The 25,061-nt window shown below is 39.2% G+C and carries 19 protein-coding genes; 3 read left to right on the forward strand and 16 right to left on the reverse strand.

The genetic code is table 11. The annotated features are described in order from the left end of the window. From HWV58_RS16750 to HWV58_RS16765, 4 genes are all read right to left on the reverse strand, one after another. The gene (locus tag HWV58_RS16750) at window positions 1-3,564 is read right to left on the reverse strand and encodes a PKD domain-containing protein (RefSeq protein WP_175635186.1); all 3,564 of its coding nucleotides are present in this window, start codon (window positions 3,562-3,564) and stop codon (window positions 1-3) included. Window positions 3,565-3,820: 256 nt separating this feature from the next. Continuing rightward, on the reverse strand, window positions 3,821-4,033 hold the full coding sequence (locus tag HWV58_RS16755; protein ID WP_175635187.1) for a hypothetical protein: 213 nt from the start codon (window positions 4,031-4,033) through the stop codon (window positions 3,821-3,823). 114 nt (window positions 4,034-4,147) lie between these two features. Further along, on the reverse strand, window positions 4,148-4,291 hold the full coding sequence (locus HWV58_RS16760) for a Sec-independent protein translocase subunit TatA/TatB (RefSeq protein WP_175635188.1): 144 nt from the start codon (window positions 4,289-4,291) through the stop codon (window positions 4,148-4,150). Window positions 4,292-4,526: 235 nt separating this feature from the next. Beyond that, on the reverse strand, window positions 4,527-5,381 hold the full coding sequence (locus HWV58_RS16765) for an HD domain-containing protein (RefSeq protein WP_175635189.1): 855 nt from the start codon (window positions 5,379-5,381) through the stop codon (window positions 4,527-4,529). Between the two features lie 213 nt (window positions 5,382-5,594). On the opposite strand from HWV58_RS16765, the gene HWV58_RS16770 reads away from it, so the two are divergent. Next, complete coding sequence (locus HWV58_RS16770; RefSeq protein ID WP_175635190.1) at window positions 5,595-6,248, forward strand: TetR family transcriptional regulator C-terminal domain-containing protein; 654 nt, start codon at window positions 5,595-5,597, stop codon at window positions 6,246-6,248. A gap of 8 nt (window positions 6,249-6,256) precedes the next feature. Next, window positions 6,257-7,561 carry an ABC1 kinase family protein gene (locus HWV58_RS16775; RefSeq protein WP_175635191.1) on the forward strand — a complete coding sequence of 435 codons (1,305 nt, stop codon included), beginning with the start codon at window positions 6,257-6,259 and terminating at the stop codon, window positions 7,559-7,561. Window positions 7,562-7,606: 45 nt separating this feature from the next. Here the strand turns inward: HWV58_RS16775 and HWV58_RS16780 are convergent, their stop codons facing one another. Next, window positions 7,607-8,011, reverse strand: a complete 405-nt coding sequence (locus HWV58_RS16780) for a hypothetical protein (protein WP_175635192.1) — start codon at window positions 8,009-8,011, stop codon at window positions 7,607-7,609. A 19-nt stretch (window positions 8,012-8,030) separates the two neighbouring features. Further along, a complete protein-coding gene (locus HWV58_RS16785) occupies window positions 8,031-8,387 on the reverse strand; it encodes a response regulator (protein ID WP_175635193.1) in 357 nt (118 codons plus the stop codon). Window positions 8,388-8,740: 353 nt separating this feature from the next. On the opposite strand from HWV58_RS16785, the gene HWV58_RS16790 reads away from it, so the two are divergent. Continuing rightward, window positions 8,741-9,343 carry a GIN domain-containing protein gene (locus HWV58_RS16790; RefSeq protein ID WP_175635194.1) on the forward strand — a complete coding sequence of 201 codons (603 nt, stop codon included), beginning with the start codon at window positions 8,741-8,743 and terminating at the stop codon, window positions 9,341-9,343. A 102-nt stretch (window positions 9,344-9,445) separates the two neighbouring features. On the opposite strand, the gene HWV58_RS16795 is transcribed toward HWV58_RS16790, so the two are convergent. The 10 genes from HWV58_RS16795 to HWV58_RS16840 form a co-directional block, all read right to left on the reverse strand. Then, window positions 9,446-11,869, reverse strand: a complete 2,424-nt coding sequence (locus HWV58_RS16795; RefSeq protein ID WP_175635195.1) for a GAF domain-containing protein — start codon at window positions 11,867-11,869, stop codon at window positions 9,446-9,448. Window positions 11,870-12,010: 141 nt separating this feature from the next. Next, entirely contained in the window at window positions 12,011-15,616 is a 3,606-nt protein-coding gene (locus HWV58_RS16800; RefSeq protein ID WP_175635196.1) for a BamA/TamA family outer membrane protein, read from the reverse strand. Window positions 15,617-15,902: 286 nt separating this feature from the next. Beyond that, a complete protein-coding gene (locus HWV58_RS16805; RefSeq protein WP_175635197.1) occupies window positions 15,903-16,811 on the reverse strand; it encodes an SdiA-regulated domain-containing protein in 909 nt (302 codons plus the stop codon). A 12-nt stretch (window positions 16,812-16,823) separates the two neighbouring features. Continuing rightward, window positions 16,824-18,866: a polyphosphate kinase 1 gene (gene ppk1 / locus HWV58_RS16810; RefSeq protein WP_235972750.1), complete on the reverse strand. Its 2,043-nt coding sequence runs from the start codon at window positions 18,864-18,866 to the stop codon at window positions 16,824-16,826. After that, window positions 18,866-20,080 carry a Pycsar system effector family protein gene (locus tag HWV58_RS16815; protein WP_175635198.1) on the reverse strand — a complete coding sequence of 405 codons (1,215 nt, stop codon included), beginning with the start codon at window positions 20,078-20,080 and terminating at the stop codon, window positions 18,866-18,868. Before HWV58_RS16815 ends, ppk1 begins: the two co-directional genes overlap by 1 nt. Before the next feature lie 636 nt (window positions 20,081-20,716). Then, complete coding sequence (locus HWV58_RS16820; RefSeq protein ID WP_175635199.1) at window positions 20,717-21,217, reverse strand: hypothetical protein; 501 nt, start codon at window positions 21,215-21,217, stop codon at window positions 20,717-20,719. A 152-nt stretch (window positions 21,218-21,369) separates the two neighbouring features. After that, entirely contained in the window at window positions 21,370-22,476 is a 1,107-nt protein-coding gene (locus HWV58_RS16825) for an AAA family ATPase (protein ID WP_175635200.1), read from the reverse strand. Next, complete coding sequence (locus HWV58_RS16830) at window positions 22,463-23,170, reverse strand: RNA ligase family protein (RefSeq protein ID WP_175635201.1); 708 nt, start codon at window positions 23,168-23,170, stop codon at window positions 22,463-22,465. The genes HWV58_RS16825 and HWV58_RS16830 overlap by 14 nt, the downstream gene beginning before the upstream one ends. Before the next feature lie 222 nt (window positions 23,171-23,392). Then, complete coding sequence (locus tag HWV58_RS16835; protein WP_175635202.1) at window positions 23,393-23,839, reverse strand: DinB family protein; 447 nt, start codon at window positions 23,837-23,839, stop codon at window positions 23,393-23,395. Window positions 23,840-23,878: 39 nt separating this feature from the next. Next, window positions 23,879-25,045 (reverse strand): TlpA disulfide reductase family protein, encoded by a 1,167-nt coding sequence (locus HWV58_RS16840; RefSeq protein ID WP_175635203.1) that lies wholly within the window; start codon window positions 25,043-25,045, stop codon window positions 23,879-23,881. Between the last annotated feature and the right edge of the window lie 16 nt (window positions 25,046-25,061).

Here is a 25,061-nt window from a genome sequence, read left to right on the forward strand (position 1 = left end):
TTATCTGATTATAGTAAGCGGACCAGTTATTGTTTTACGGCCGTTTCTTGGGTTGATAATATAGTAATAAACACCGACAGGTAGCTGACCATTCTGATAATTTCCATCAAAAGGTACTTTATAGCCATCGCTAAAAAACACCCTGTTCCCGTTTCGGTTAAAAATTTCTACCGTAGCTTTAGGATAAGATTCCAAATATTTAATGTTCCAGGTATCGTTAACATTATCCCCATTAGGCGTAAAGGTATTTGGAGGAGTGAGTGCCTGCAACACTTTAACCAATACTTTTGAAGTAGTCGAACAACCATCAGGCTGCGTGGTTGCTGTAAGCGTATATTCAGTATCTTTTTCGGGCGATGCAATGGGCCTCAACACATCTGTTTTATTTAAGCCTGCGCTGGGCGACCATTCATATTTCAGGTTTGTGCCCTCGGCAGTAGCCGGAATTTCAATTTGTCCGCCAGCCAAAATGTAAATCAATGTACCCGCATCGGCAACAGGCGATGCATATACTGTTATTTCTTTACTGATCGAATTAGAACAGCCGTTATCACCAGTATACGTGTAGGTAATGATATGCGATCCGAGCCCTGCAATTTTAGGATTAAAAGTACCATCCGGCTTCATCCCATCCCCAGAGTATTCGCCACCGCCTCCGGTCACTTCTTCTTCAGCCTTTTGTTTTGCTTGTGTAATAAGCACCGTACCATCAGCTTCGCAAACCGCAGGCATATCGGCAAATTCCAATTGTGGTACAGGTTTTATTGTAACCGGTTTATCCACCAACTTAAAGCAGCTTTCGCCCGAATAAGCTACCAGCCTAATATTTGGCGAACGATTAGCAGTACCTCCAAAAGTATTGTATTCGATTTCTATTTCGCTATCATCAGGATAAGGTATGGTTTTATAAATACTGCTTTCGTTAGGATAATCTCTGTAAATTTCAATTTTTGTAATCTTGCCAGCAAAAGTAGTTGATGTATTTTTGATCACAATTTTATCACTCACACATACGTTATTTTTTACAATATCGAAGTTTGCTGCTTCAACAGCCCCATTAACGGTAAAGGTTTTTATTACTGGAGCTACACAACCATCGGCATTTGTAACAATTAAACTAACTACATAATCTCCGGTAGCGGTAGGCAAAAAAGAACCATCAAAACCAGTCGAAGTAGATATCTGTGTTCCATTAAAGCTATAAGTCCATAATGCGGTTAAACCTGTTGTTGTTCCATCTGCATTTTTGGTGGTATTTTTAAACCGGGCAACACCATCTGCCAAACAAAAATCGGGCATTATAAAATCGGCTATCTGCGGGTTAATTACGGTTACATTTTTGGTCTTTGGCGCGCTCACACAACCTAAATCGCTCACGGTAGTCAAGGTTATGATATAATTGCCGGTTGCGGCATATTTATGAACAGGTGGTATGTTATTCACTAGTTTCACTTCGGCTGAGCCATCTCCAAAATTCCACCGCCACTCTACAATGCTGCCGGGGCTTTCGATAGCCGATTTTTCGGTTAATAGCACTGGCAAATCCACACATAAACCTTTAACATCAAAATCGGATAAAGGCTGAGGGTTAATCACAATCGGAAATGCCGAAGATGTTTCTGAACATTTCGAATCTGTTGTAGCAGTTAAAACAACATTATATGTTCCCGCACGATCATAAATATGAACAGGGTTCTGCTCGGTAGATGTTTTTCCATCACCAAAATCCCATAACCACTGTGTAATACTCCTCGAATTTGAATTGGATTTACTTAGGTCGGTAAACTGAACACCATTAAACTGGCAACCGGTAGCAGGTAATTCGAATGCTGCTGTGGGCTGATTATCAACCGAAAAATCGATAATCAATTCTTCTGTATTACCACAATTATCTGCATTGGGTTTAGTTGCTGTTACTTTAAACTGATAATCGCCAGGATTTGGATAATTCAGCTCATTTGGATACTTATAAGTGTAATAGGTATTATTATCATTTGGACGCGTAAAGGTCTTTATTGCCACCGGACTATTATCAGTAAAACGCGCAGCGCCCTGAATCTCCCAATCTAATTTAATGGCCTGGTAAGGTAAATTTATAGTCAAGCTGATTGGCTCTCCTAAACAACCGCTGCTAATAGACTGCCCGGTAACAGTACTGGTGGGTTGAAAAGTAAAGTTCTGAATATTTGCCCCTGCCAGATATGCGTAAGACTCTACCGTTCCGTAACCATAAGAAATTGCAGAAAAGCCACCAGCTGCAGATAAGCGGTGCTGTGGTTGCGTATTGGTTACATCAATTACAGCATAACTAAATACATTATCAATAGCTGTAAAATTATTAACAGGATTACCATCCAGCCTAAATGAAGCAATATCTGCTGTTTTAATAATTACATTCAGATAGTATCTGGCAATCTGAGTAGGAACACCTACCGATCCCAAATCTGAAAAAACCGTAATATTATTTAGTGTTTGCTCAACAGGATTGAGCACCGTTATTTCAGGATCGCCTGGAAATCGTGCCTGATTGGTATTGGTTCCATTACTTTGATTACAAGTTTGCGAAGTTTGGTATTGCGCAACAGCAATTGGTTTCGAACCTGAGATTACATTTGCTGAAGTAGAAAAAAATGTAACTACCGATCCTTTATTATATGAACCAGAGAGAGGAGTTCCATTTGCATTTGCAGTACTCCCGTTAACCGTTAAAACCGTATTATCTTCAGCCACAATTATCCTTATAATATCTGTATTGCCGTTAAGTGTATTATAAAAGGGGGCAGTTACAAAATTTCTTCCCCATGCCGAAACCGGAAAAACCTCCTGATATAAATTATCGCCTCCGCTTGGATTACGGCTATTACCTTCATTACAAAATGCAGCCCAGGTATTACCTGAAAATACGGCTACAGGATTACAATTCAGGGCTTTAATATGACTACCTGTTAAATCGCCAACTGATTGATACTGATAAACATCGCCTTTGTTTAACTTTATGGTGAAAGTGGTATTGGCAGTTCTTCCTCCATATCTTTCGTTTTGGTTAGGCGTAATTTCCACATCAGTATTATCAACTGTTGCCACAATTGTAAATTGTGAAAACCCTTGTTGATTGCCATGATTTTCATAACTAAAGGCATAATATTCTTGTCCAAGCGTATTTGTTGGCAACACTAAAGTACCACCCGTACGGGCATTATTAGAAATAATACTATACAACGAGATCGCTTTAGTTGTAACTACGTGAATGGCTTTATTGGGTTCTATTACATTGGAACTGCTCATTAATACCGCATAGGCATTCGGATCGATTACAAATGGCAAACAGGTATTGGCAGGTATAGAAGCACCAGCAGTTGAAATTAAAGTATTACCAATATAAACCTGATATTCAGTAGCCTGATCTGCAGATAAAAACAAGGTTAACCTTGACCTATCCCCATCGATATGGCCGGCATAAGGAACATAAAAGTCTTTCCCCTTGTTCGACGTGTTCTGCGAAAAAACAGCACCTGTCTTAAAGAGCAACAGAAAAGACACAACCAATAACCAATGCCTGCTCATTACCTATCAGCTTAGTTGAAAAACGTTATACATGTTTGTTTGATTAGATATGCAATATACTATTAATCAAAGCACATGAAAAAAAATTAACATTTTTTTGAGCAAGAAATTACGGTTTCGTGTAATAAACCGGGGGTCTTGTGTAAAATTTTTGCACAAATAAAATGTTGTTTTCCAAAAAATCAGATTTAAAATAGAAGGAAAAGCAAGAACACAAGACAATGGTGCTGCGTTAAATCAATTACACAATTAGTATTCAGCTGTTATTTTCGTCTGATTGATCGCCACTGCCGTACTTAGCAGAAAAATCTTTTGCTTTTTCATCAGCCACGGTATCGTTGTGATCTTCTGGTTCGAGATTTTGATCTAAGCGGTCGTTCCAGTCGTTTATTCCTTTAACAGGATGTTTGGCATGTTCTTCCGTAAAATCAGCCTTTGATTTTGCGAGATCTTGTTTTTGATTTTCCATCTTGATATTTATTTTAAATAAAACAATAAAGTGTATGGAAAGTTTCGGCTAGGCACGATGATATTGCCTTAGTATATATTTACAATAAGCGGTCCCATTTAATGAGAAAACGCCTTATTTCTGAGTAGGCGGCTCATCTTTTGCATCTTTAAATTCTTTAACACTCTTCCCTATCCCCCTCATTAATTCGGGCAGTTTTTTACCGCCAAAAATAAGCAGGATAACCACTCCAATTAAAATAATTTCTACTGCAGACATAATTTTCTTTTTTACAAGATACGTTAATTCTCCTGAAATAGTTCTTCAAATTATGAATACTAACATTAAAATTGATCATTAAGCAATTAAGCAGATTAACAAACAATTCGCAATGAATAAATGAAACAAGCTAAAAAACATTAACCAGGTAAGTACAGGCGAACATTATCTAATGAAGCGCTGCTGATTATTGACTATTTGATATTTAGTTATTGGATTTTGGTGGTTGATTATGCTACACCAACTGCGCATTCAAAGTCCTTGTTTTTACCTTAGGAACAGCCCCATGGCGCATAAATTCGGCGAAGCCACGTAACTGCTTAATGGCTTTTATAGCTTCATAGCCTTCATAATTGGTGCGGATTTTATTCAGCAGCAAAGTGTCTGTTTTAAACAGATCGCTTTCGGTTAAAAGCCCTTTTTTTAAAAAACGTTTTATCAGTTCGGCCATTTTACCATTGGCATACAAATGAAGCGGTAGTTTAAACATTTCATTATTTAGTTTCTCGAAAGCTTCATTAATCCAGGCGGCTTCATTTTCATCGTTTACAGCAATTTTACCTCCGCTCAAAACAACTGCTTTCAAAAACTGACGGGCGCGCTGGCGAGAAATCACCCCACCATGCACCCCATCGCGCAAAGTATAATCCAACCGGTCGGCACAAAGTGCAGGTAAAGGTTGTTCTAAAATATCGAATGTACCATGTAAAATATCACTAATGTTATAGCCATATTTTAGTAAAACATCGGGCACCTCCGATTTGCACAATATTTCGGCAAAAATCTTTTCATGATAATCTTCATCTGTATTATCGAAAACGTAATCGCCAACATGCGAAAAAGCAGTATGCGAAACATCGTGTAATAAGCCTGCAATCTGCTCCAGCTCCGAGCCACCAAGCGTCCTGATTAACAAGGTAACACCAATAGCATGCTCTAACCTGAAATGGCAAATATCCGGATTAACCAAAAATATAGCGCCGCTTTGGTGTACACCACCTAATCTTTTTAAAACATCGGTATTTAACAAGTCGGAGAATACGGCAGGCAATTCCATATTGCCATACAAAAAATCATTTAACTGGATCATATCGTTGCTTTATTAAAGAGGTCATTTCAAAACAAAAATACTAAAAATTTTAGCTTTTTCATAAATAGTTTTCCACACAAAAACTAAACAAAATAGCCGTAAATAAACTTTCAAATATTTTGAAAATGATTATTACAATCGCATGATCAATTAAAAAGATCAGTTAAAAACAAGGCAATAAATTAAACGTTATACTTGTAAAAAAACAGCTATATGGCAACCGCTCAACAAATTAGAAAGGCATATCTGGATTTTGTTTTAACCCAGAACGAAAAACCAAAATCAGTTTACAGCTTCGTTAAGAAACTTAAAATTACTGAGGCCGATTTTTACCAGTTCTTCTCTTCTTTTGAAAGTATCGAAAAAACCATCTGGTTCGAACTTACTTTCGAAACGATTAGCAAAATAAAGGAGCAGGAAGTTTGGCCGCAATATACCGCACGCGAAAAAATGCTTTCTTTTTTCTACAGCTATCTCGAAAATCTGAAAAATCAGCGAAGCTTTATTATCTACAGTTTGAAAAACTACAAGGGCAAATTTTCTACCCCTGATGTTTTAGCAGGAGTAAAACCTATATTCGAAAATTTTGCCCAAGAGGTTATAGACGAAGGCTTAGAAAGCGGCGAACTTGCTGAACGCCGTTTCTTAAGTAAAAGATATAAAGATGCTTTATGGATCCAGTTTGCATTTATCGTTAATTTCTGGATTAATGACGACAGCGAGGGCTTTGAAAAAAGTGATGAAGCCATAGAAAAGGGCATTAACGTAACTTTCGATCTTTTTCAGCACTCTCCTATCGATAATTTGCTGGAATATGGTAAGTTCTTATCCAGAAACGGAAAATTTGCAGACAAAATGGGCTTTTAGCAATTTAAATGAAGACACAAAAAAGCATCCCAACCACCAAAGTAGAACGTTCGGCAAAATTTGTTAAAACGGGTATTCAGATTGGTGGTAATTACATTAAACATTATTCGAAAAAGCTGTTTAACCCCGAAATGGACCGCGAACAGCTTAACGAAGATAATGCAACCGACATTTATAAATCGCTTAGCGAATTAAAAGGCAGTGCTTTAAAAATTGCACAGATGCTGAGCATGGATAAAAACATACTGCCTAAATCTTATGTCGATAAATTTACCCAGTCACAGTACAATGCCCCGCCTCTTTCGGGTCCGTTAATTGTGCGCACTTTCACCAAAAACTTTGGTAAAACGCCCGAAAATATATTCGATAGCTTTAATCTTACCTCGAGCAATGCAGCCTCTATTGGCCAGGTACACCAGGCAACTTTAAATGGCAAAAAACTAGCGGTAAAAATTCAGTACCCTGGTGTGGGCGATAGCATATCATCTGATTTGAAACTGGTAAAACCATTTGCTTTCAGGTTATTGGGCATGTCGGAAAGAGAACTGAATGTTTATATTAAAGAGGTTGAGGAGCGTTTACTCGAAGAAACAGATTACGAACTGGAGGTTAAGCGCTCTATCGAGTTTTCTGAAGACTGTAAAAACCTTAATCATGTAGTTTTTCCTAAATACTACCCCGAATTTTCGGGCAAACGCATCATTACCATGGACTGGATTGAGGGTTTACACTTGAAAGAATTTTTAAAAACCAATCCATCTCAGGCTTTGCGCAATAAAATCGGGCAGGCCCTGTGGGATTTCTATAATTTTCAGCAGCACGAATTAAGGGCTGTACATGCCGATCCGCATCCGGGGAACTTTATGATTACACCTGACGAAAATTTAGGCGTTATTGATTTCGGCTGTATAAAGGAAATGCCTGATGACTTTTACTATCCTTTTTTCTCACTGATTTCTACTGATGTTTTTAACGATAAAAACAGAACAATTGAGGCTTTCAGACAACTGGAGATGATACACGCGGACGATACCGCAGCACAAATAGAATTTTACCATAAATCGTACAGCGAAATGATTAAGCTGTTTGCCAAGCCCTATACCAGTGCAGTATTTGATTTTAGCAAACCCGATTTTTTTGATCAGCTATATATTTATGGTGAAAAGATTTCGAAAATGCCCGAATTTAAACAGGCCCGTGGAGTAAAACATTTTATTTATGTAAACAGAACCAATTTTGGATTGTACCAGATTTTGCATGAATTACAGGCAACTGTTAATACCGATACTTATAAACCCACTTTGAACAGATAACCTTAGCGAACTGAGTCTTTTTTAAGCGAGAAAATTGTAATGTTTTTATTTTGATTGGCTTATTTCTATTCCATCAAAGTAATTTCCGTTTTGTAAGTATATCCCTAATAATCGATCAGAATTGCTGGTGTTCTGATTCATGGTAATTATAATTTTATTTCCGTCTTTACGCTCAACTTTAAAATCAGGTTGAATTACCACAAAATTCTGACCCATTTTTTCGATATTTTTTAAATCGACATAGGTTTTGTTTAACGAGATACCATTTAACCACCAACCTGTAGTTTCGGTTGTAACTACAATCGAATTGTTGCTGGCATTAAAACTGGCAGTTTTTTGAGAGAGTTTTATATTATCATCCCATTTCCCAATTTCTCTGCCCTTATTACATGAAACCGTAAAAAAAAGAGCTACTGTAAGCGATAAATAGAAAACAATTTTTTTCATCATTTAGAGCGTAAGGTTATATTTAAGCGTTCTTCTTCACTACATCTACCATGTGGTCGAGATCAAATGGCTTTTCGATATAATCGTCGGCTTTGCAATCTTCGGCTTCCTGAGGCAAATTATTTGAGGTTGAGGTTAATACTGCCGATACATCTTCTGTTTGCGGATCAGATTTAAGTTCTTTAATTACCTGCGATCCTTTCTTTTTTCCTTTAATGTGGTCATCAACCACTACCACATCCGGCTCAATTTCATCTATCTTTTCTATGGGTTCGGTTGTTAATGATGCGGTTACATCAAAACCTTCCTCTTCCAGCACCTGATCCATGATATCGAGGATATCTTTATTATCCTGAACAAGCACAACCTTTTTCTTCATAAATAAACAGACTAAAATTCTGAATAAAGATAACGAAAATTGTTTGCGATTAAACAATGTCAATATATTTTACAATTGCCTTAAAAATGTTTCAGTTTCCGGCAAAACACCTGGGTTTTCGATGATGATGAAAGCTCAATAAACCACTTCACATCAACTTTAACTATTTATGGCTTCGGGTTCGTCTTGAATTTATGCCCGTTGGTCGAGTATTACCTATCGATTGTATAAAAATGCAAAAGGTGCTGCAACGTTTTTAAAATCGCAGCGTCTTATCTACAAAACAAAACAAAAACAGACTTAAACAATTCAATAACAATTAATTAACATTTAATTATTAAATATAAAATACTATGAAAACCTCAATCAAAACCTTAATCGCCACTTCATTAACAGCAATCGTTTTATCTTCGACCTTATTCACAACCACTGTTTCGGCTACAGAAAAAGAACCAGAAAAAAACATCAAAATTTCTGATTTTAAACGAATCTCAGTAAAAGGAAATGTAGAGTTAACCATTATTCAGAAAGGAACAATTGGTATTGCTTACAACGACGACAATTATGGCACTGCAAAAGTAGTACAGGATGGCGACGCTTTAAGAATTACCTCTACCAGTCCTGAAAAAACAAAATTAACAGTTGTTGTTAACGACATTTATAGAATTGAGGCTTCAGAAAATGCAGTAGTGAAAACCGATGGAAAATTAAGCACCAAATACCTTCAAATTTTCTTAAAAGGAAATGCACATGCTGATATCAATACCAGCTCGGAAGGTTTGTATACCGTAATTGCTGATGATGCAGACTTAAAATTAAGCGGATCGACTGATAACCATACTTTGGTAATGGGCAAATCGCAAAAATTAACCATCGACAGGTTTGCAGCTTTAAAAACAAATATCAGCTCTGTAGAAACCGTTGCAGTAGAAAAAGAGATTGCAGCAATCAAATAATATACGCACACACAAATGAAATTCAGGCTCCATTAACGGGAGCCTTTTTTGTTTATAAGCAAAAAATCCTCCGGTTTTGAACCGGAGGATTTTTAATTAAGCTTAATGTTGCAGTACTTTGGCTATTTCCTGCTCAATCGATTTGATTTCTTTCGGCTTCAGTTTTTTTGTCGCATCAGCCTTTGTTTTTTTCTCTTCTATATACTTTACGCCAACCCTTAACGCTTTTAACCCGGAAACCCCTTGCAATTCATCGAGTTCCAGATGTTCTAAGTCGTCGTTTAAATAACCCTGAACCTGCATATATTTAATGTACTCTAAATATTCTTTGGCTTCTTCAGGATTGAAATAAACCATGGCTATTTTATGCGGTTGTGTTAACCGTTCGGCTGTGCCTTTAACCAGCACTTTATCGATACGTTTTTTAACTACCTCATAACGGATATTGTATGCACCTTCTACATCGAAGCGACGTTCATCGTTCCTGAAACTAATATCAATGGCATTCGAATGGATAAAAATCAATTGCGTAGTTTCAAGCGCACGTGGCATTTCGGCAATTAAGCCTTTTGATAAACGTGCAATATCAACCATTGAAGTAAGCTGCCATAGGCGGATATTTTTCAGGTAAAGCAAATCGAATGGTTTTTCGGGTGCAATTTCCTGACCAATGTAAATATCGTACTCTACCCCATCTGTTCTAAACTTGGCAAAATAGCAAGGATAAGAAGCCTGCAATTTTGATTGCGATTTTTCCAGGTACTGACTTACTTCGGTATTGATTAGCTGCATAGAAACCTCAAGCTGCCTGCGGTTTTCGAATGCGGCACCGGTTTCGGGCACAACCACTTCAAAATACTTATCGATTACCTCAGCTGTTTTAGGATGATTGCCTTTAATAATCGATAAGAAAGGATAAACTTCTATTTCTAAAAATTCGTTCAACTGGCTTTCTTCGTTCGAAGAAGCAAAATCGCCAATTCGTTTTATCCAGTCTTTACAATTGAAAATCAATTTATCAATCAACTCTAAAGAAACATGCTTGCGGATGAGTTTTAGTGTATCAATCAAGGTATTCAATTGTACCTCCATATCGTCTTTCAGCGCTTTGTTACGCTCGATAGTGGAGTTACGGATATCGATAGCACCAAAAAGCGGATACAAATGCTTAAAGGTAATGGTTTCGATTTCTTTTAATTTATGGTAGCCGTTGTTCTGCTGAAGGAAATGCCAAACGGCCTCGTTAAATTTCCACTGAACCGAAGGTTGCAAAGCCGTAAATTTATCCATCAGAATTTCGTCCATTTTAGCATCGAACTCTTCGATACTGTATTGGAAAAGCTGGCCAATTAATGGCAATGCCGGACGTAATCTCGACAACAATTTATCATCAACTGCTACTTCATCATTAGAATAAACCTCTAACACTCCGGCAAGCTGTTTATTGTAATAAATAGGCAATACCGAATAAGAACAAACACCAGCGGCTTTTAAAACTTTTAGAAAAGGGTCTTTTTCGATCTGATCATCGTTAATGGCACTTACAAAAATCGACCGTGGGTTTTCTTTATATTTATCAACCAGCGAATAAAATACTTCTTCTTCTAAATTGGAAGCTTTTGCAGAATTGATGAGCATACTCTGCGAAAATTCCTGATTATCGAAAACCAGCTTATTGTTAACCGTTAAAAAGGGCATTAAACCAAATTCGAGTTTACTGTTGCCACTCAATGTTTTTAAGGCATGTATTACGTGGCTGTACGCTTCGGTTTGGTAATTATGATCAACCAGTGCACCGCGAATACCCTCAATAGAATATTGTAAAGTTACATCGGTAATCGAAATGATGCTAAAGCCTTCAAAATGAAAATCGCTTAAAGGCAGGTGCTCTACCAGGTATTCTAATTCGGTTTCTTCCTGAAAATGTTTACTCAGTGCTTCAAAATTCAGCTCAGGTAAATCGCCCTTATGCATAATATCTACAAACTTCGTATCAGTTTGGATATTGTAGTATTGCGTAAGCTTGGTTTCCTGATTTAAGTGCGCATAAATGATTTCATTTTTAAGCACCGAGGTAAAATTATAGAAACGGGCTAAAATGGTATTGTAAATAAATTTCAGCTGTTTCTTTTCTACCGGCTCATTATCTTTTGTTACCTTGTTTTTAGGATCATGATCTTTAAAAAACTGGTAAAAAGCATTGGTACTAAAAAAGATCTGATCTGGAATTGGGGTACTTAAAGCCCAAAACAAATCGTCTTCGTTATCCATTAAAGGGGTTAGAATGGTAAAAATCAATTCTAACGTATCTTTATATTTCGATAAATCTTCGGCGCTAATGCCACCTAAAAGCACATCGTCTTTTTCTATTTTTTGAAGTAGAAACCTGTAAAATTCTGATTTTACTGATTTCTCTGTTTTCAAACGGCCCTTTAAATACTCCACAAGTGGACGAAAAGACAGACTTGATTCTACCTGGCAATGAATACATTCATTTTTATGTATCTGTATTACATTGGTGTTCATTGTATAAGTTTTGCTATAGTGTAAAAATTATAGTTATCTAATTAGTTACTAAACTATTGCAAAGGTAGTTACTACCTTATGCAATGTTAGTCTGCTGAACGTAATACTTCGATAAAACATCCATAATTATGTTACACAAATTTAGTACCTAAAATTTAGCGACACGTACGGATACCAGCCATCGCTGGAGTGTCCCATCACAAATCGTACAACTGTGAGTGATGCCGGCGCAAAATAAACCCCGCCTCCTACGCCGTGGTGCCATATTGTTGATGGTTCGTCACGTTTCCAAACCCTGCCAACATCATAAAAACCCAATAAGCCAACTTGTCCGGGTAAAACGTAACTAACCAAATCGCCAAGCTTTGCCCTAAGCTCTAAGTTGTTGTAAAACATGTGCTCGCCTGCAAACCTGAACTGGCGGTAACCTAAAAGGTTTCCTTGTCCACCTAAGTATAAAGCCTGATAAAAGGCTGGTTTACCTACCGTAACACCACCACCAAAACGATCGGCAAGGATAAAATTCTTTCTGCCATCTAAATTTTTATATAAGGCAATGCTGGCAGTAAACTGTGCTATAGAATTTGAATATTTATTTACGCCTTTATAACCCAGAAGTTTAAAATCGACAAAACTACCCAATGTTGGCAAAAGGTCGTTATCGCGGGTATTGTTGGTAAAGTTTACAAACGCTCCGGCAAACATCTTTTCGTTGCGCACGGTTAAACTATCTGATGAGTGCAACTGAGCACTGTTTTCGATAAACCTGCCGGCATTATCTTCCTGGTTAAGTTTATAATACTGAAAAGCCGGACCTATACTAAAAGTAGATTTTGGACGGCGCCAGCGAATAGCAGCATCGAACTGATAAATATTAAAGCGTGCACGGTAATACCGGATATCATCGCCATGCTCATCGAAATGCGTTTCGTTACCAAAGCCGAAGAAATTTTGGGTATTGTTAGGTGCATTTATGTCAGCTTTTGCAACAATATCGCCTTTACCTAAGGCTTTTAACCACTCACCTTTATAATTAAACCTAAATGCTTTGGTAGAAAATGAGTGCAAAAACGAAATAGTTTGCGCGTTACCATAAGGTTGTTTTCTAAAACCCGGATTGGTTTGTTTGTAAATTAAGCCCAACAAAACGCCATCATCGTTATTGTAACCGGCATTTAGCAACCAGGAATTTCGGCGGTACATATCTTTAGGGATATAGCTAAAGTTAGCGGTATCATTAGAGATGATTTTCCTGATCTTATTCTGATCGTTGCCCAGGTAGGTTGCCTTATCTGTACGGCCATAAAGTTTAACGCTGGCATTGCTGTTGGCAAAATCGTAAACCTTACTGCCCTTCCCCCCGATAATCCGGATTCTGATACCCGAATTTTTATTGTTCAAAATCAGGCTATCGTTTCCGTTGTGCATGTACACCCGAAGCTCTTTGGTAACTTTCGAATCAAAAGAACGGTTAAAAAGTTCGTCTTTAATGTTACCTTCTTTCGAAATCTTATTGATTTTAACATTCAGACCGTTTTCGGGTGCATCGGTAATTTGTATGCGCTCGTTTTTATTGGTAACCTCTATATCTACAATGCGGTTAAAGAAATGATAGTACTGGTTCATTAATTTAGGCAATGTGGCCAACCTGTTACGCAATTGTGCCAAAAAGGCATCGTGGTGTAGCGAGTAGCTTGGCTCGGGAAGTTTTTTCAATGCTTTTTCGAAAACAGCATCGTTGTAATTGGCGCAAAAATCTTTTACAATCTTGTCGAATTCTGCTTCACCGATATTGGCTGTCCAACGGCTGCTGATTTCCCTTCCTTCCCATAAAAACCAGTTTACATCTTTTATACCGCGCTCGTAGCCCTGCATCATCGGCAAAAGTGACGAAGATTGGGTGTAACGCTGTAATAAACCGTCAGACCTGAAAAACACCTGGTCACGGTCGCGCGGTACAGGAGAATAAGTTGATCCATCTTTGGTTTTGGTTTCTTTCCAGCGCCATTGGTCTTCGTGCCTGTCCCAATCGCCGAGCAAGATATCAAAAGCCCTTGCTTTTACCCAGGCTGGGCCATCCAAACGGTTATCGTTATCATCAGTTAACTTTTTATCCATTTTTGGCGAACTATCTGATTCTCCAACAGGCTCACGTTCTTCAAAAAGGCATAAGGTATTGGCAAAAGCAGGTTCAAATTCGCCCAGGTTATCATCGGGCGAAACCCAGCCAATAATCGGCGTGCTATGTGGAATACCTGCTGCTTTCGCTAAATCGGGCACTACTAACGCCGAAAAGGGGTGCTGTGCCGACATGTTATCTTTGATCACATCTTTGGCAAAAGTTTCGCGTAGGGCTGGCGGCAAAAGCACTTCAGGATATTTTTCTACACTCCGCAATACGTACTCCTTACCATTTTTATCTTCTAAGCGCAGGGAGCGCGATTGGTTTCCGCCACCGCGTTGCGTTGCTTTTAGTCCACCCATCATTTGCGAAACCCTAAGTACGGGCACTTTGGTACGCGCAGCATATTCTTTACGGTAATTTTCGCCAAAAATGTAACGATGAAAGCGCCCAACACTATCGTATTCGGGTTTTATTGTTATAAAAATACTGTCGGCCGTAATGGGCTTATCGCGGTTACGTACCTTTTGGCTTATCGTTTCAAATTTCTTGGTGTAGCTGTAAACGCGTTTAACACTGGTATCCGAATAGATGTAGTATTCGTAACGCATATCGTTGTTCTTTAACTGATCGGCCACCACATAACCCTGCTGCATTTCGTGAAATAGCGAAGTTTTACCTTCTTTATTCGGCGAAACTTTTGAGCCCGAGCCACTAATTACCTGCAAATGTTTTCCTTTAATTAACTGCAGGCCGTGTTCATGTCCGGCCACATAGGTAACGTTAGGATAATCGCCAAATACACCGGTAATGGATTTGATCATATCTTTATAGGCCGGATGGTTTAGATCTTCGGGACTGAGCAGCGTTGAACGCAACAAAGGATATACCGAGCCTAAAACCGGCATAGGGATATACAGGTTTTTGTTTAAGGAGGTAAGCGGAAAAATGTGGTTACGCAAATTGAAATAGCCACCATGAGGGCCGTAACTTTGAAACGGGTGGTGCGAGGCTAAAAGAATCATTTTATCTTTATTTTCTTCTAACAGCTGCTCCATTTTTACCAGTATTTCATCTTTGGTACGGCATTCGCACTCGCCATTTGGATTAAATTTATTGTAGGGAAACAACCACCACTCGCTATCGTAGGCAATAATGGTAAGCTTATCGGTTAATTTAATGGCCACCGGATCTGGACAACCATTATCGGGAATCAGTTTAAGCAAAGGATCGTTCTGCGCCCTGAGGTAATCGCCCTGTGCCTGTATTTTGGCCAGGCCCTTTGGACCTGATTTGTCCCAATCGTGATTACCGGGAATGAAATAAACCGCAGCCCCCATTTTACGCATGGGATCGAACTGGGAGTGTAAAATCTTTTTGGTATCTTCTTCTTCGGCACTGCCGGGCAAGCCCATTCCTGTTGGATAAATGTTATCGCCCAGGTAGAGCACTGTAGTTTTTTTAGGGATGACCTGTTTGGCAGCATTTTTTAAATCCTGCATTTGGGCGGGGTTCATTTCGCCGGCATCGCCAAAAAGGATCACACGGTATTTCACGTCATCCTGTGCAAAAGCAATGAGGTTGGTTAAACATAAGATTGAAAAAAGGGTAAATCTTTTAATCATATTCCGGTGTTTGTATAAAGATAGTTAATTTAAAATTTAATTTGCTTGGTAGAAAAGTCGTCATCTCGATCCGATAGCTATCGGATGAAGCGCAGCGAAATGGAGAGATCTATAATAGATTCTCGACTGCGTTGCACTTCGCTCGAAATGACGACCCCGGAGGACCTCCGACCTCTCACTCTTGACCACCTTAGACACCTTAGCGCATCTAAGTTTTCATGTTTCTTATTTAGGCCCATAAACCCAGGCTTCTGACATCGGACCATCAGCTTCAGACTTTCAAAACCTACTTTTTCAATTTAAACATTAAAATATTTCCGGCTGATAAAGTACCGCCCTCGTTAGAAATGTAAAGATTGTTGTCTTTATCGAATGCGATCCCTTCTGGTTGATTGAAGAAGCTGCCTGCTAAAGGATAAGTAGCCTTAACTTTAAAATCCGCGTCGGTTACTACCAGCAATTTATTCATTGATGAAAGTACGTACCATTCGTTAGTTGCTGTATTTTTAGCCAATGCCGATGGACGGAATTTTGATTTTGTAGCTCCCGACACTTTTTCGATTTCTTTGTGCGAAATACCAAACTGGCCACTAGCGGTAAAAGTACCATCGGCCGCCACTTTAAAACCATAAATGCTTGTCGATTTTGCTTTCGCATCGGCTTTGCTATCTTTGGTTAACACGTAAATCATTCCTGCCTTTTCATCCGCAGCCAAACCTTCGTACTCTGCTTTTGGTACTAAATCTTTTGTTTTAACCACATTGGCTACTTCTGGCGCATTAATGCCTGCAATAGGAAAAGTATGCAGTTCGCCATTGCTTTTTAATACAATTACAAAATTATTGATAATGGCCAGGTCCTCGTAATCGCCTTTACCGCCAAATTTGGTAAACTTTGCTGTTTTATCGGTTAAGCCCAGGTGAAAAAGATCTCCATCTTCATCCTGAATGGCAAACACTTCTTTAGCATCGCCATTGTGGAATACGATACCCGAAATTTCGAAAAGGTTATGTGGCATATTGTATTTTAAAGGGTTTGCCAAATCGTAAGGTAAAGCTGTTTTTGGGGCATCCGCGGCAGCACTCTCAGTACTTGCAGCTTGTTTATCGTTGCGGTTACTGTTTACACATGATATGCCTAAAAAAGCTGTTGCAACCAAAAGGCCTGAGGCGATAAAAGTTCTTTTATAATTCATAGGTAATTAAATTTAATGCTTGTTTTTTAATAATTGATAAATGCCGTACTGCGAGCTTACGGGGGTACCAATCGTTTCTACCGGTATATTGTCCATCTGTTCGTCAATACAAACAGCCTGTACGTTATCTTGTTTTTGAATGGTTATGATATCGATAATTTCCTGTTTAACTTGTGCATCGTAAATCGGGAAACAAACTTCAATCCGCCTGTAAATATTACGGTTCATCCAATCGGCCGACCCCAGGTATACATCCTCTTTACCCAGATTATGGAATATAAAAATACGGCCATGCTCCAGGTAGCGATCTACGATACGGGTAACCTTGATGTTTTCGCTCATTCCCTGCACATCGGGTACCAGACGACAGATGCTGCGCACAATCATATCAATTTTTACTCCTGCAGCCGAGGCCTCGTAAAGTTTGTCGATCAAAACCTTTTCTTCGAGGTTGTTCATTTTTATGGTTATCGCCGCAGGCTTGCCTTGTTTGGCATGTGCTATTTCGCGATCGATCAGGCTGAGAAAAACCGTTTGCAGGTTAAACTGCGCTACCAACAGGTGTTTAAAATGAATCAGGTCGGAAGCTGATGGTTTTACCCTTTTGGCCAGGAAAATAAACAGGAGTTCTACTTCGCGCAGCATTTCCTTGTTGGCCGTCATTAAAACATGATCGGTATAGAATGCAGCTGTACTTTCGTTAAAGTTACCGGTAGAAAATAGTCCGGCGTAATGCATCCTGTCGCCTACCTGGCGTTTAACCAGCGCAACCTTGGCATGTACTTTTAAAGCTGTTACGCTATAAATAATATTCACCCCAACCTCGCGCATTTTCTTTGCCCATTTGATATTGTTGGCTTCATCAAAACGGGCTTTAAGCTCAACCAGAACGGTTACTTTCTTATCGTTTTTGGCAGCGCTGATTAATGCATTCACAATTTTCGAATCGCTGGCCACGCGGTAAAGGGTAACATATATTTCGCGTGTACTGGCATCGATTGCTGCTTCGTTAAAAAATCGCAAAACACTGTCGTAACTTTGGTAAGGGGTATGTACAATAATATCTTTCTGGTAAATGGCTTCGGTTAGCGAACCTGTTATCCAATCGGTATTACATATTTTTGGCCAGCTCTCGTTCGATAGTTTCGGCAAATTTACCGGAAAAGACATCAGGTCTTTCAGGTTGTGGTACTGCCCCCCTTCTATCCTGTTGGCTTTTTTTAAATTGAAAAGTTTCTTTAACCGGTCCATTACTTCATCAGGGATACCGGGCTGGTGCAAAAAGCGGGTAGCGAGGCCTAAATCGCGTTTTAAAAGTTGTTTTTCGAGCTGATCGGATAAACTGCCCGGATACTCATCTTTCAGGTCGAGTTCTGCATCGCGTGTAATTTTAAAACTGTAACAACCTGTAACCTCCTGGTCGGGGAATATCCTGTCGAGATGAAAGCGGATAATATCGTCCAGAAAAACAATAAAAGTCCCCTCAGTTGTATCTACTTTATAAAAACGCGGCAACTGGTTAGAAGGAATATTTAAAATTACGGTTTCGGTTTCTGCTTCCTTTTTGAGTGTAACCAAAAAATATAATTCATTATTGGAGGGAAAGAAACCGCTATCAGTTCTTAAATAAACCGGCTGCAAAAAGGCCATCACCTGACTTAAAAAGTAGCGGGTAAGGTTTTGCTCAATTTGGGCTGGAATGGGCTCACCATAAATTAAGTTTATCTTCTGCTCTTTAAGCAATGGAATTAATTCTGTACGGAGTACTTTACCATACCGCTGCTGCTGATCGGTGATAAACTGATTAGCGGTATTTAATAAATTATCGTCGATTTTGATGTCATTATCTTCGCGGTTGCTCAATTTCTCTAATGCCAGTAAAATAGGCATGCGCACGCGGTAAAACTCATCGAGGTTAGATGAAAATATGGATAAGAATTTAATGCGTTCCAATAAGGGCACCGTACTGCGTTCGGCCTCCATTAAAATGCGCTCGTTAAATTTTAGCCAGCTTAAATCGCGGTTAAAGAAAGTTGTTTCGATCATTTGTTCCATTACAGTTTACCGTAAGCTGCGTAAGCAATAACAAAAGCAAATACTGCGGCAATTAAGCCCCACATAAAAATATTGTAAGCGAGACGGATGAGCTTGTATTTACGTCCCAAAACCACACCTTGCGAGTATACATCGGTAATTAAGGTTCCGTATAAAAAATCTTTATCGTTCATTACCTTGATCATTCCATCGGTATAGCTGGGTAAACTCATTTTATAAAAGTTACCAAAAAACAACAGGTTCACTTTTTTATTGTCCATATCTTCTTTAGTAAACTCTCCTTTTGGAATAGATGGACGGGTAGACAGAATGGAAACTACCACACAGGTTAAGCTAACCAAAAGCAAAATAAAGGTGGGTATAATCAGGTTTCCATGATCTTCGAGCCTGCGCAACAGTAAACTCACTATTAACGAAAGCATAATGGAGTTTACGGTAATTAAAATATGTGCCTTATTATCGGCCATATCGCTCAGGCGCTGGTTATTGGCTGAGGTAATGCGGAACATGGTTTCGATTCCTTTATCAGGCCGGTCGTCTTTATCTTTCTTCTTCTTACCGGTTACTACCTCGGGCGCAAAACTTTTGGTTTCGGCCAGCTCTGTGCTGATTTCTTCCTGGGCGGTAAGTTTACTTTTTAGTTTGGCAATATTGGCTTGTTTCTGGTCGCTTAACAACAAATTGGCGTAATCGGTATGGTAGTGGTGCGATTCCATAAACTGGATATCCTTTTGGCGCCATTCGGTTTTGCTGATGTCTTTTTTATAAATCAGTTCTACTTCTTTGTGCATTAACTTACCTTTTTTGCGAAAATCGGGCAGGCCGAGGTGGAAAAGATCTGCATCGCAAAGAATTTCGTCGGTTTGATTGGTAGGCTGCTGGGGAATTTTTGTAGCTAAAATGGCGCTTTTAACCCCCTCACGTACATCTGTATTTACACCATGCTGCTCCAAAAAATGATCGGCCATTTCAGCTCCTTTTGCCTCATGGCTTAATGCATCTTCAAAATAACCGGTATCGTGAAAATAGGCCGCTACGGTTACCACAAAGAAATCCTGTTCGCTAAGCTGGTAATGGTTGGCGATTTGCTGCGCAGCATTAACCACCTCTTCTGTATGTGCAAAATTGTGGTAAACCAACCTCGGATCGTTATGGGTTTGGAAGTAATGGCTTACATGCCGGGCTGCATCTTCCTGCAATTGTTTATAGTTCATGAGCGTATTCGGGCTGGGATAATTTATAGTTTTGAAGGAAATGCATTTTCTTTAAATCAATTAAAGCTAAAATTGTTTCGTTTTTATGATTTAAAATTACGCTAATTTTAACAAAAACAATGTTTATCTGCCTTAAACAATAATAATGCCTGATTATTTTACAAAAAGACTAAAGATTGAGTAAAGGGGAAAGACTAAAGTGGAACGAGGAAAGATGAAAGCGTTGGAAAAGCTGAAAGACTAAAGCAGAAAGCGTTGAAAAGTCGGAGGTCCGGAGACCGAGGTTGGAAGTTCGGGAGCAGAACAAGGCTGGATGTACTTAATGGTGGGAAGTTATCATTGACAGAAACTCATAGAATTATCGTCATTGCGAGGAGGAACGACAGCCTGTCCCGCTTAATCGGGAAAGCAATCTTACAACGATCGCTAGTTGAAACTGAAGTAATGCTTTTTCCCACCCATAGTAGTAAGATTGCTTCGTACCTCGCAATGACGACTCCGAAGGGGCTATCACTAATATTGATTTTATCAAATAAATTAACCCTTAAAGTGACAAGCTTTTAAATTTCGGGCACCCTTTGAAATGAAGGCTTGGTTAGGCTACAGAACTAATGACGAATGAACCAATAAACATCCTTACCTTTTAAACCTGCCCAGTGCAGTATCAACCAAAGGTGCAACAGGTAAAAAATTGTTAACCAGCACAAGAATTTCCTCTTCTACATTTCTGCCTTCGAAACTTAGCCAGCCTTCCATTAAAGTTAAAGGACCGTATTTTACACTTACATTTGGCCATTGTTGCTCAAACGGCTTAAAATCGCGCCTAAACAAATCAGCAAATTTTCTGCTTTCTATTTTATATCCAGGCAAATGCCTCAATTTAAATGCGTGGATATTGTACTGCAGTTTTTGTTCAAGGCTGCTTTCTTGGCTTACCCAAACGGAAAAGAATATCCGGGTTTTGGCCAATAAAGGATCTTCGTTTGGGCTACACCAGGCCTTTTTAAATATTTTCAGGCAAACACAATCCAATACTTCAACAACAGCAACTTCGAGCTGCATTTCTTTTAGCTGTTCCTGATTGAGCTGGTTTACAGCCTTGCTAAATATTTCGAGGTATTTTTCAGATCCGATCATTCACTGAAGTTTTTTTGTTTGCAATTTATTGCTTTTATCTTAAATGTGGCCAACCAATCTCCTAAAGTACATGTAAAAAACGAAGCCGGGATCTATTGAAAGACCCCGGCTTAATCACATGCATTTTGTTGCATTTTAGGCAACCAATAAAATTATTTAATCTGGTAAACCACTTCATGCGCCTCCCAAGGAGCAGGTACTTCAAGTTTGTGTACCAGTTTCTCTAAAACAGCCGCAGGCACCATAGCATCGCGATTTTTGTTCTGCTGTGATAACAACTGATGTGGCACTTCGATGTAAACCAAACGTACTTTCGCTTTGTAAGTGTTAAAGAGTTCGATAAGTTGCACACGCATTTGTGCGGTAATATTGGTTGCATTCCACACAAAAGGCTGCTGTTTGCGCAGGTACACCCTGGCTTGTTCTTTAGCCTCTTGTATCACCCTGCCATTACCAGCCTTATCAGTTGCTTTTATGCCCCACTTTACACGGATGGCATCTAATGAAATAACCGGCCAATCGCCAAAATGCTGCTTAATAAAAGTATCTTTCCCTGCACCGGGAAGCCCACTCATTAAAACCACTTCGGCCAATGGTTGCTCAAAAGGCACATAATCCAGATAGCTGTCTTCGTGCTGCAAATAATGTATTTTAGCTTCAGCCGAAACGAACTGGCGTGCCTGCCCCCAGCACTGGTGCTCTTTACAAAATTCTTCGAAACAGGCAATCCGGTATAACATATCCTCCTGATCGATGCAGATACGGCCAAGCATATCGGCACGTGCCAGCAAAGCCAGCCATTGGGTATTTACCTCCATGCTTACTTTTACCAGCGCTTTAAGCGGATCGGGCTTTTCGAACAACCAGATCGGAAAACCATGGTAACGCACCAGCCCAACAATCTGCTCACGAATGGCAAAAGGTACTCTACCATCCAAATACAACAGCTTACGGGCAAACTGCGCTCCTTTACGTGCATGTCCGTTGGAGGTAATGCTTCCATCGGGTTCAAAAACCGTTGTGCTGTACTTCTCTACATCGTGCAACAGGGCGGCGGCCCACAAAATTTCCTGCTCCTGGGGCGGCAAAGCTTTAAAACCGGCTTCGTTTTGCAGGGCAGCCAAAACCATTTGCGTATGTATGGCTACATCGCCTTCGGCATGATATCGTTTATCCTGCTCCACACCATTCATCCGTTTTACCCAGTCGAACTGCATTTCCAGGTATTCCCAGTTTTTATTTTCGCTAAAGGTCCACATTTTTACCTCCTTCGTTAATTAAGGCTGCACGTTTCCAGTTCCTGGTCCAATGTTCGTCGGTTTTAACGTGTCCTTTCCTTACATATTTAAATACATTTTGGGCAAAGGCATTAACCTCGTAACCCGCAGCGTTCCGGCTAACAATCCCCTCCATGGTTGTTTCTTTGTTATCGTAAACGTCGAAGGGCTCAAAAGCACCACGGCCCGCAACCAAAGTCAGTATTTCGGTTTCAAATTGTTTCTGATCAACCGGTGTTTGTTCTGTTTTAAGCACCGGCACCGTAGGTAAATCAATCAGCTTTGCATAAAACTCGGTTTCTTCCCAGCTTAGCCAGCGACCGTGCTCGCGGATGCCGAAAACATAAAAATGATGCTCGAGTTTACGGTAAGCAATGGAATGCGTGGCATATAAATTTTCCATAAAAAATTCCAGATCGCCCAGATCATGTTTTACCATTTGCCAGAAACGCCTTAAACTTTCTGTCCAGGGTGAAGTGGTTGGCGCTGCATGCGAGCGTGCAAAAACTCCATAGCGGGACAGGCAATTGTTTTCGCCGTCTAATTTTTCGGTATGTATTAATGTTGGGATCTGTTGTATCTTATCCCAATAGTCGTGCTGTATCCTGTCGTCGCTCGTTGTTCCCGGCGAAAACGGATAATGATACGTACGACCATATTTTTGTGAAATAGTCATCTTGTAATCAGTAAAAATAAAAGATATAGTAATTACTCCCTTCCAGATTTGGAAAGATCATTTAACATGAATGTGCAAATGAGATTACATGACTCAAAGGATAATTTTTTTAATACTGCTGCAAATGTAATGAATTCAAATCACATTCTAGTGCACACTTCAACCTAATCTGCTTCAGGTCAGTTCGATATCTTTTTTATTAACCAAAATATCCCCTTTAAATTAAGATTTTAGCCTTACAAACTGGATATAATCGGTATTAACCGGATCAATGCCATTCAGTTTCATTTCTTTGGCAATTTGTGCCCGATGGTAGGTACCATGGTTAAATACATGCAGTAAAATATCAGGGATTGAAGTCTCGAATACTTTACCTGTAGAGTTCTGATACTGAACCAAGGGCAACGATTCATCATCAGGGTTTTCGATCGCGGCCAGCCCCTGCCCGCTTTCGGCTAACAACCGGCTACAGGTTTCGAGATCGTGCTGTTGCCAAACGCTCACCGGTGGCACCTCGCCATTAATGCGGTACAACCAGATCGTTTGTGCGTTCATGATGTGACTAAACAGATTGATGCACGATTGGGGCAATATATCAGCTTGCTCTTTTAGAGCGGTTAGTAAAATTGAATTGGCCCAGTTGTTATAGCTGCAAAATTGTTGTAACATGGTGTAAGATTTACGAATCAAACAGAACAATAAATCAATTTATTCAAGCATTTTATTCAGATTTTCTCTCAAAACGGGAATACGGTAATCGTTGGTCATTACAACATTGTTCTTCTCATCAAGTAAAAATATAGCTGGAATTGCGTTAATGTTATATTTTTTATAGATTTCATTTTTGTCGCCGGGCAGGTTAGCAATATTTTGCCATTTCATCTTTTCAATATTCAGCGCTTTTTTCCAGGCAATAATATCGTGGTCGACTGAAATACTCACCATATTTATTCCCTTACTTTTATAATCCTCGTAAACCTTTTTTAATTCGGGTATTTCTGCCCGACAAGGACCACACCAACTGGCCCAAAAAACAACTACAGTTCCATTTTTGCCTTTTACCGAGTTTAGGGTAATGTCTTTTTTACTTACATCTTTATATTTGAAAGCAGGAAAGTTAGCGCCAGCTACCAGGTTCTTGCTTTGTTCGGTAAAAATTAATAACCGCTTTCCTTTTGGTGTATTGAGTACATCCTGAGTAAAAACGTTTGTTATTTCAGTTAATTCTGAAGGGGTAAATAAATCAGCATTCTGATAAACATTTAACATTATCATCCAGCTTGAAGCGTTTTGTTTGCTCAGTGTTAAAAGCTTTTTTTTAAAAGAGATTAAGCTGTCGTTTTTAATGCTCAAAGCTTGTGAAAGGGCTTCATTATTTCCAGCTTTCTTTAATGAGTCTATCCGGTTGTTCATTTTATATACTCCTGGTATTAATAAACCAAACTGGTTCAATATCTCGGTTTCTGGTGCCCCTGTTAATACTAAACCTTTACTGTCCTTTATATCACCGGCAATATTCATTTTGGAGTTTTCAAGTATAAGACTACCTGCCCTCATTTTATCCTTAAATTTATTCTGAAAAGAAAAGTAGGTACTTTTTTTTGTCAATGAGTCGATGTAAAAAATATTTGTCGACCACGATGGCTCAAGTAAAGTCGTATCCCGGTGGAAGACAAAACGATCATCAATTATCCGGGCAGAATCAATAACTGGCCAGTTTAAATTATTCGCGGCATCTCGTTTCATTGTATTGAGGTAAACCATACGCGATGGAATATTTTTCACTGTACCGACGATTTCATAAGATTTTACCTGTTGCCCTAAAGCAAAACGGCCGATGAGTAATAAGGCAGAAAGCGTTAAGATTTTCTTCATTATTGATCTGATTGTT

The organism is Pedobacter ghigonis, from assembly GCF_903166585.1.
GTDB lineage: Bacteria > Bacteroidota > Bacteroidia > Sphingobacteriales > Sphingobacteriaceae > Pedobacter > Pedobacter ghigonis.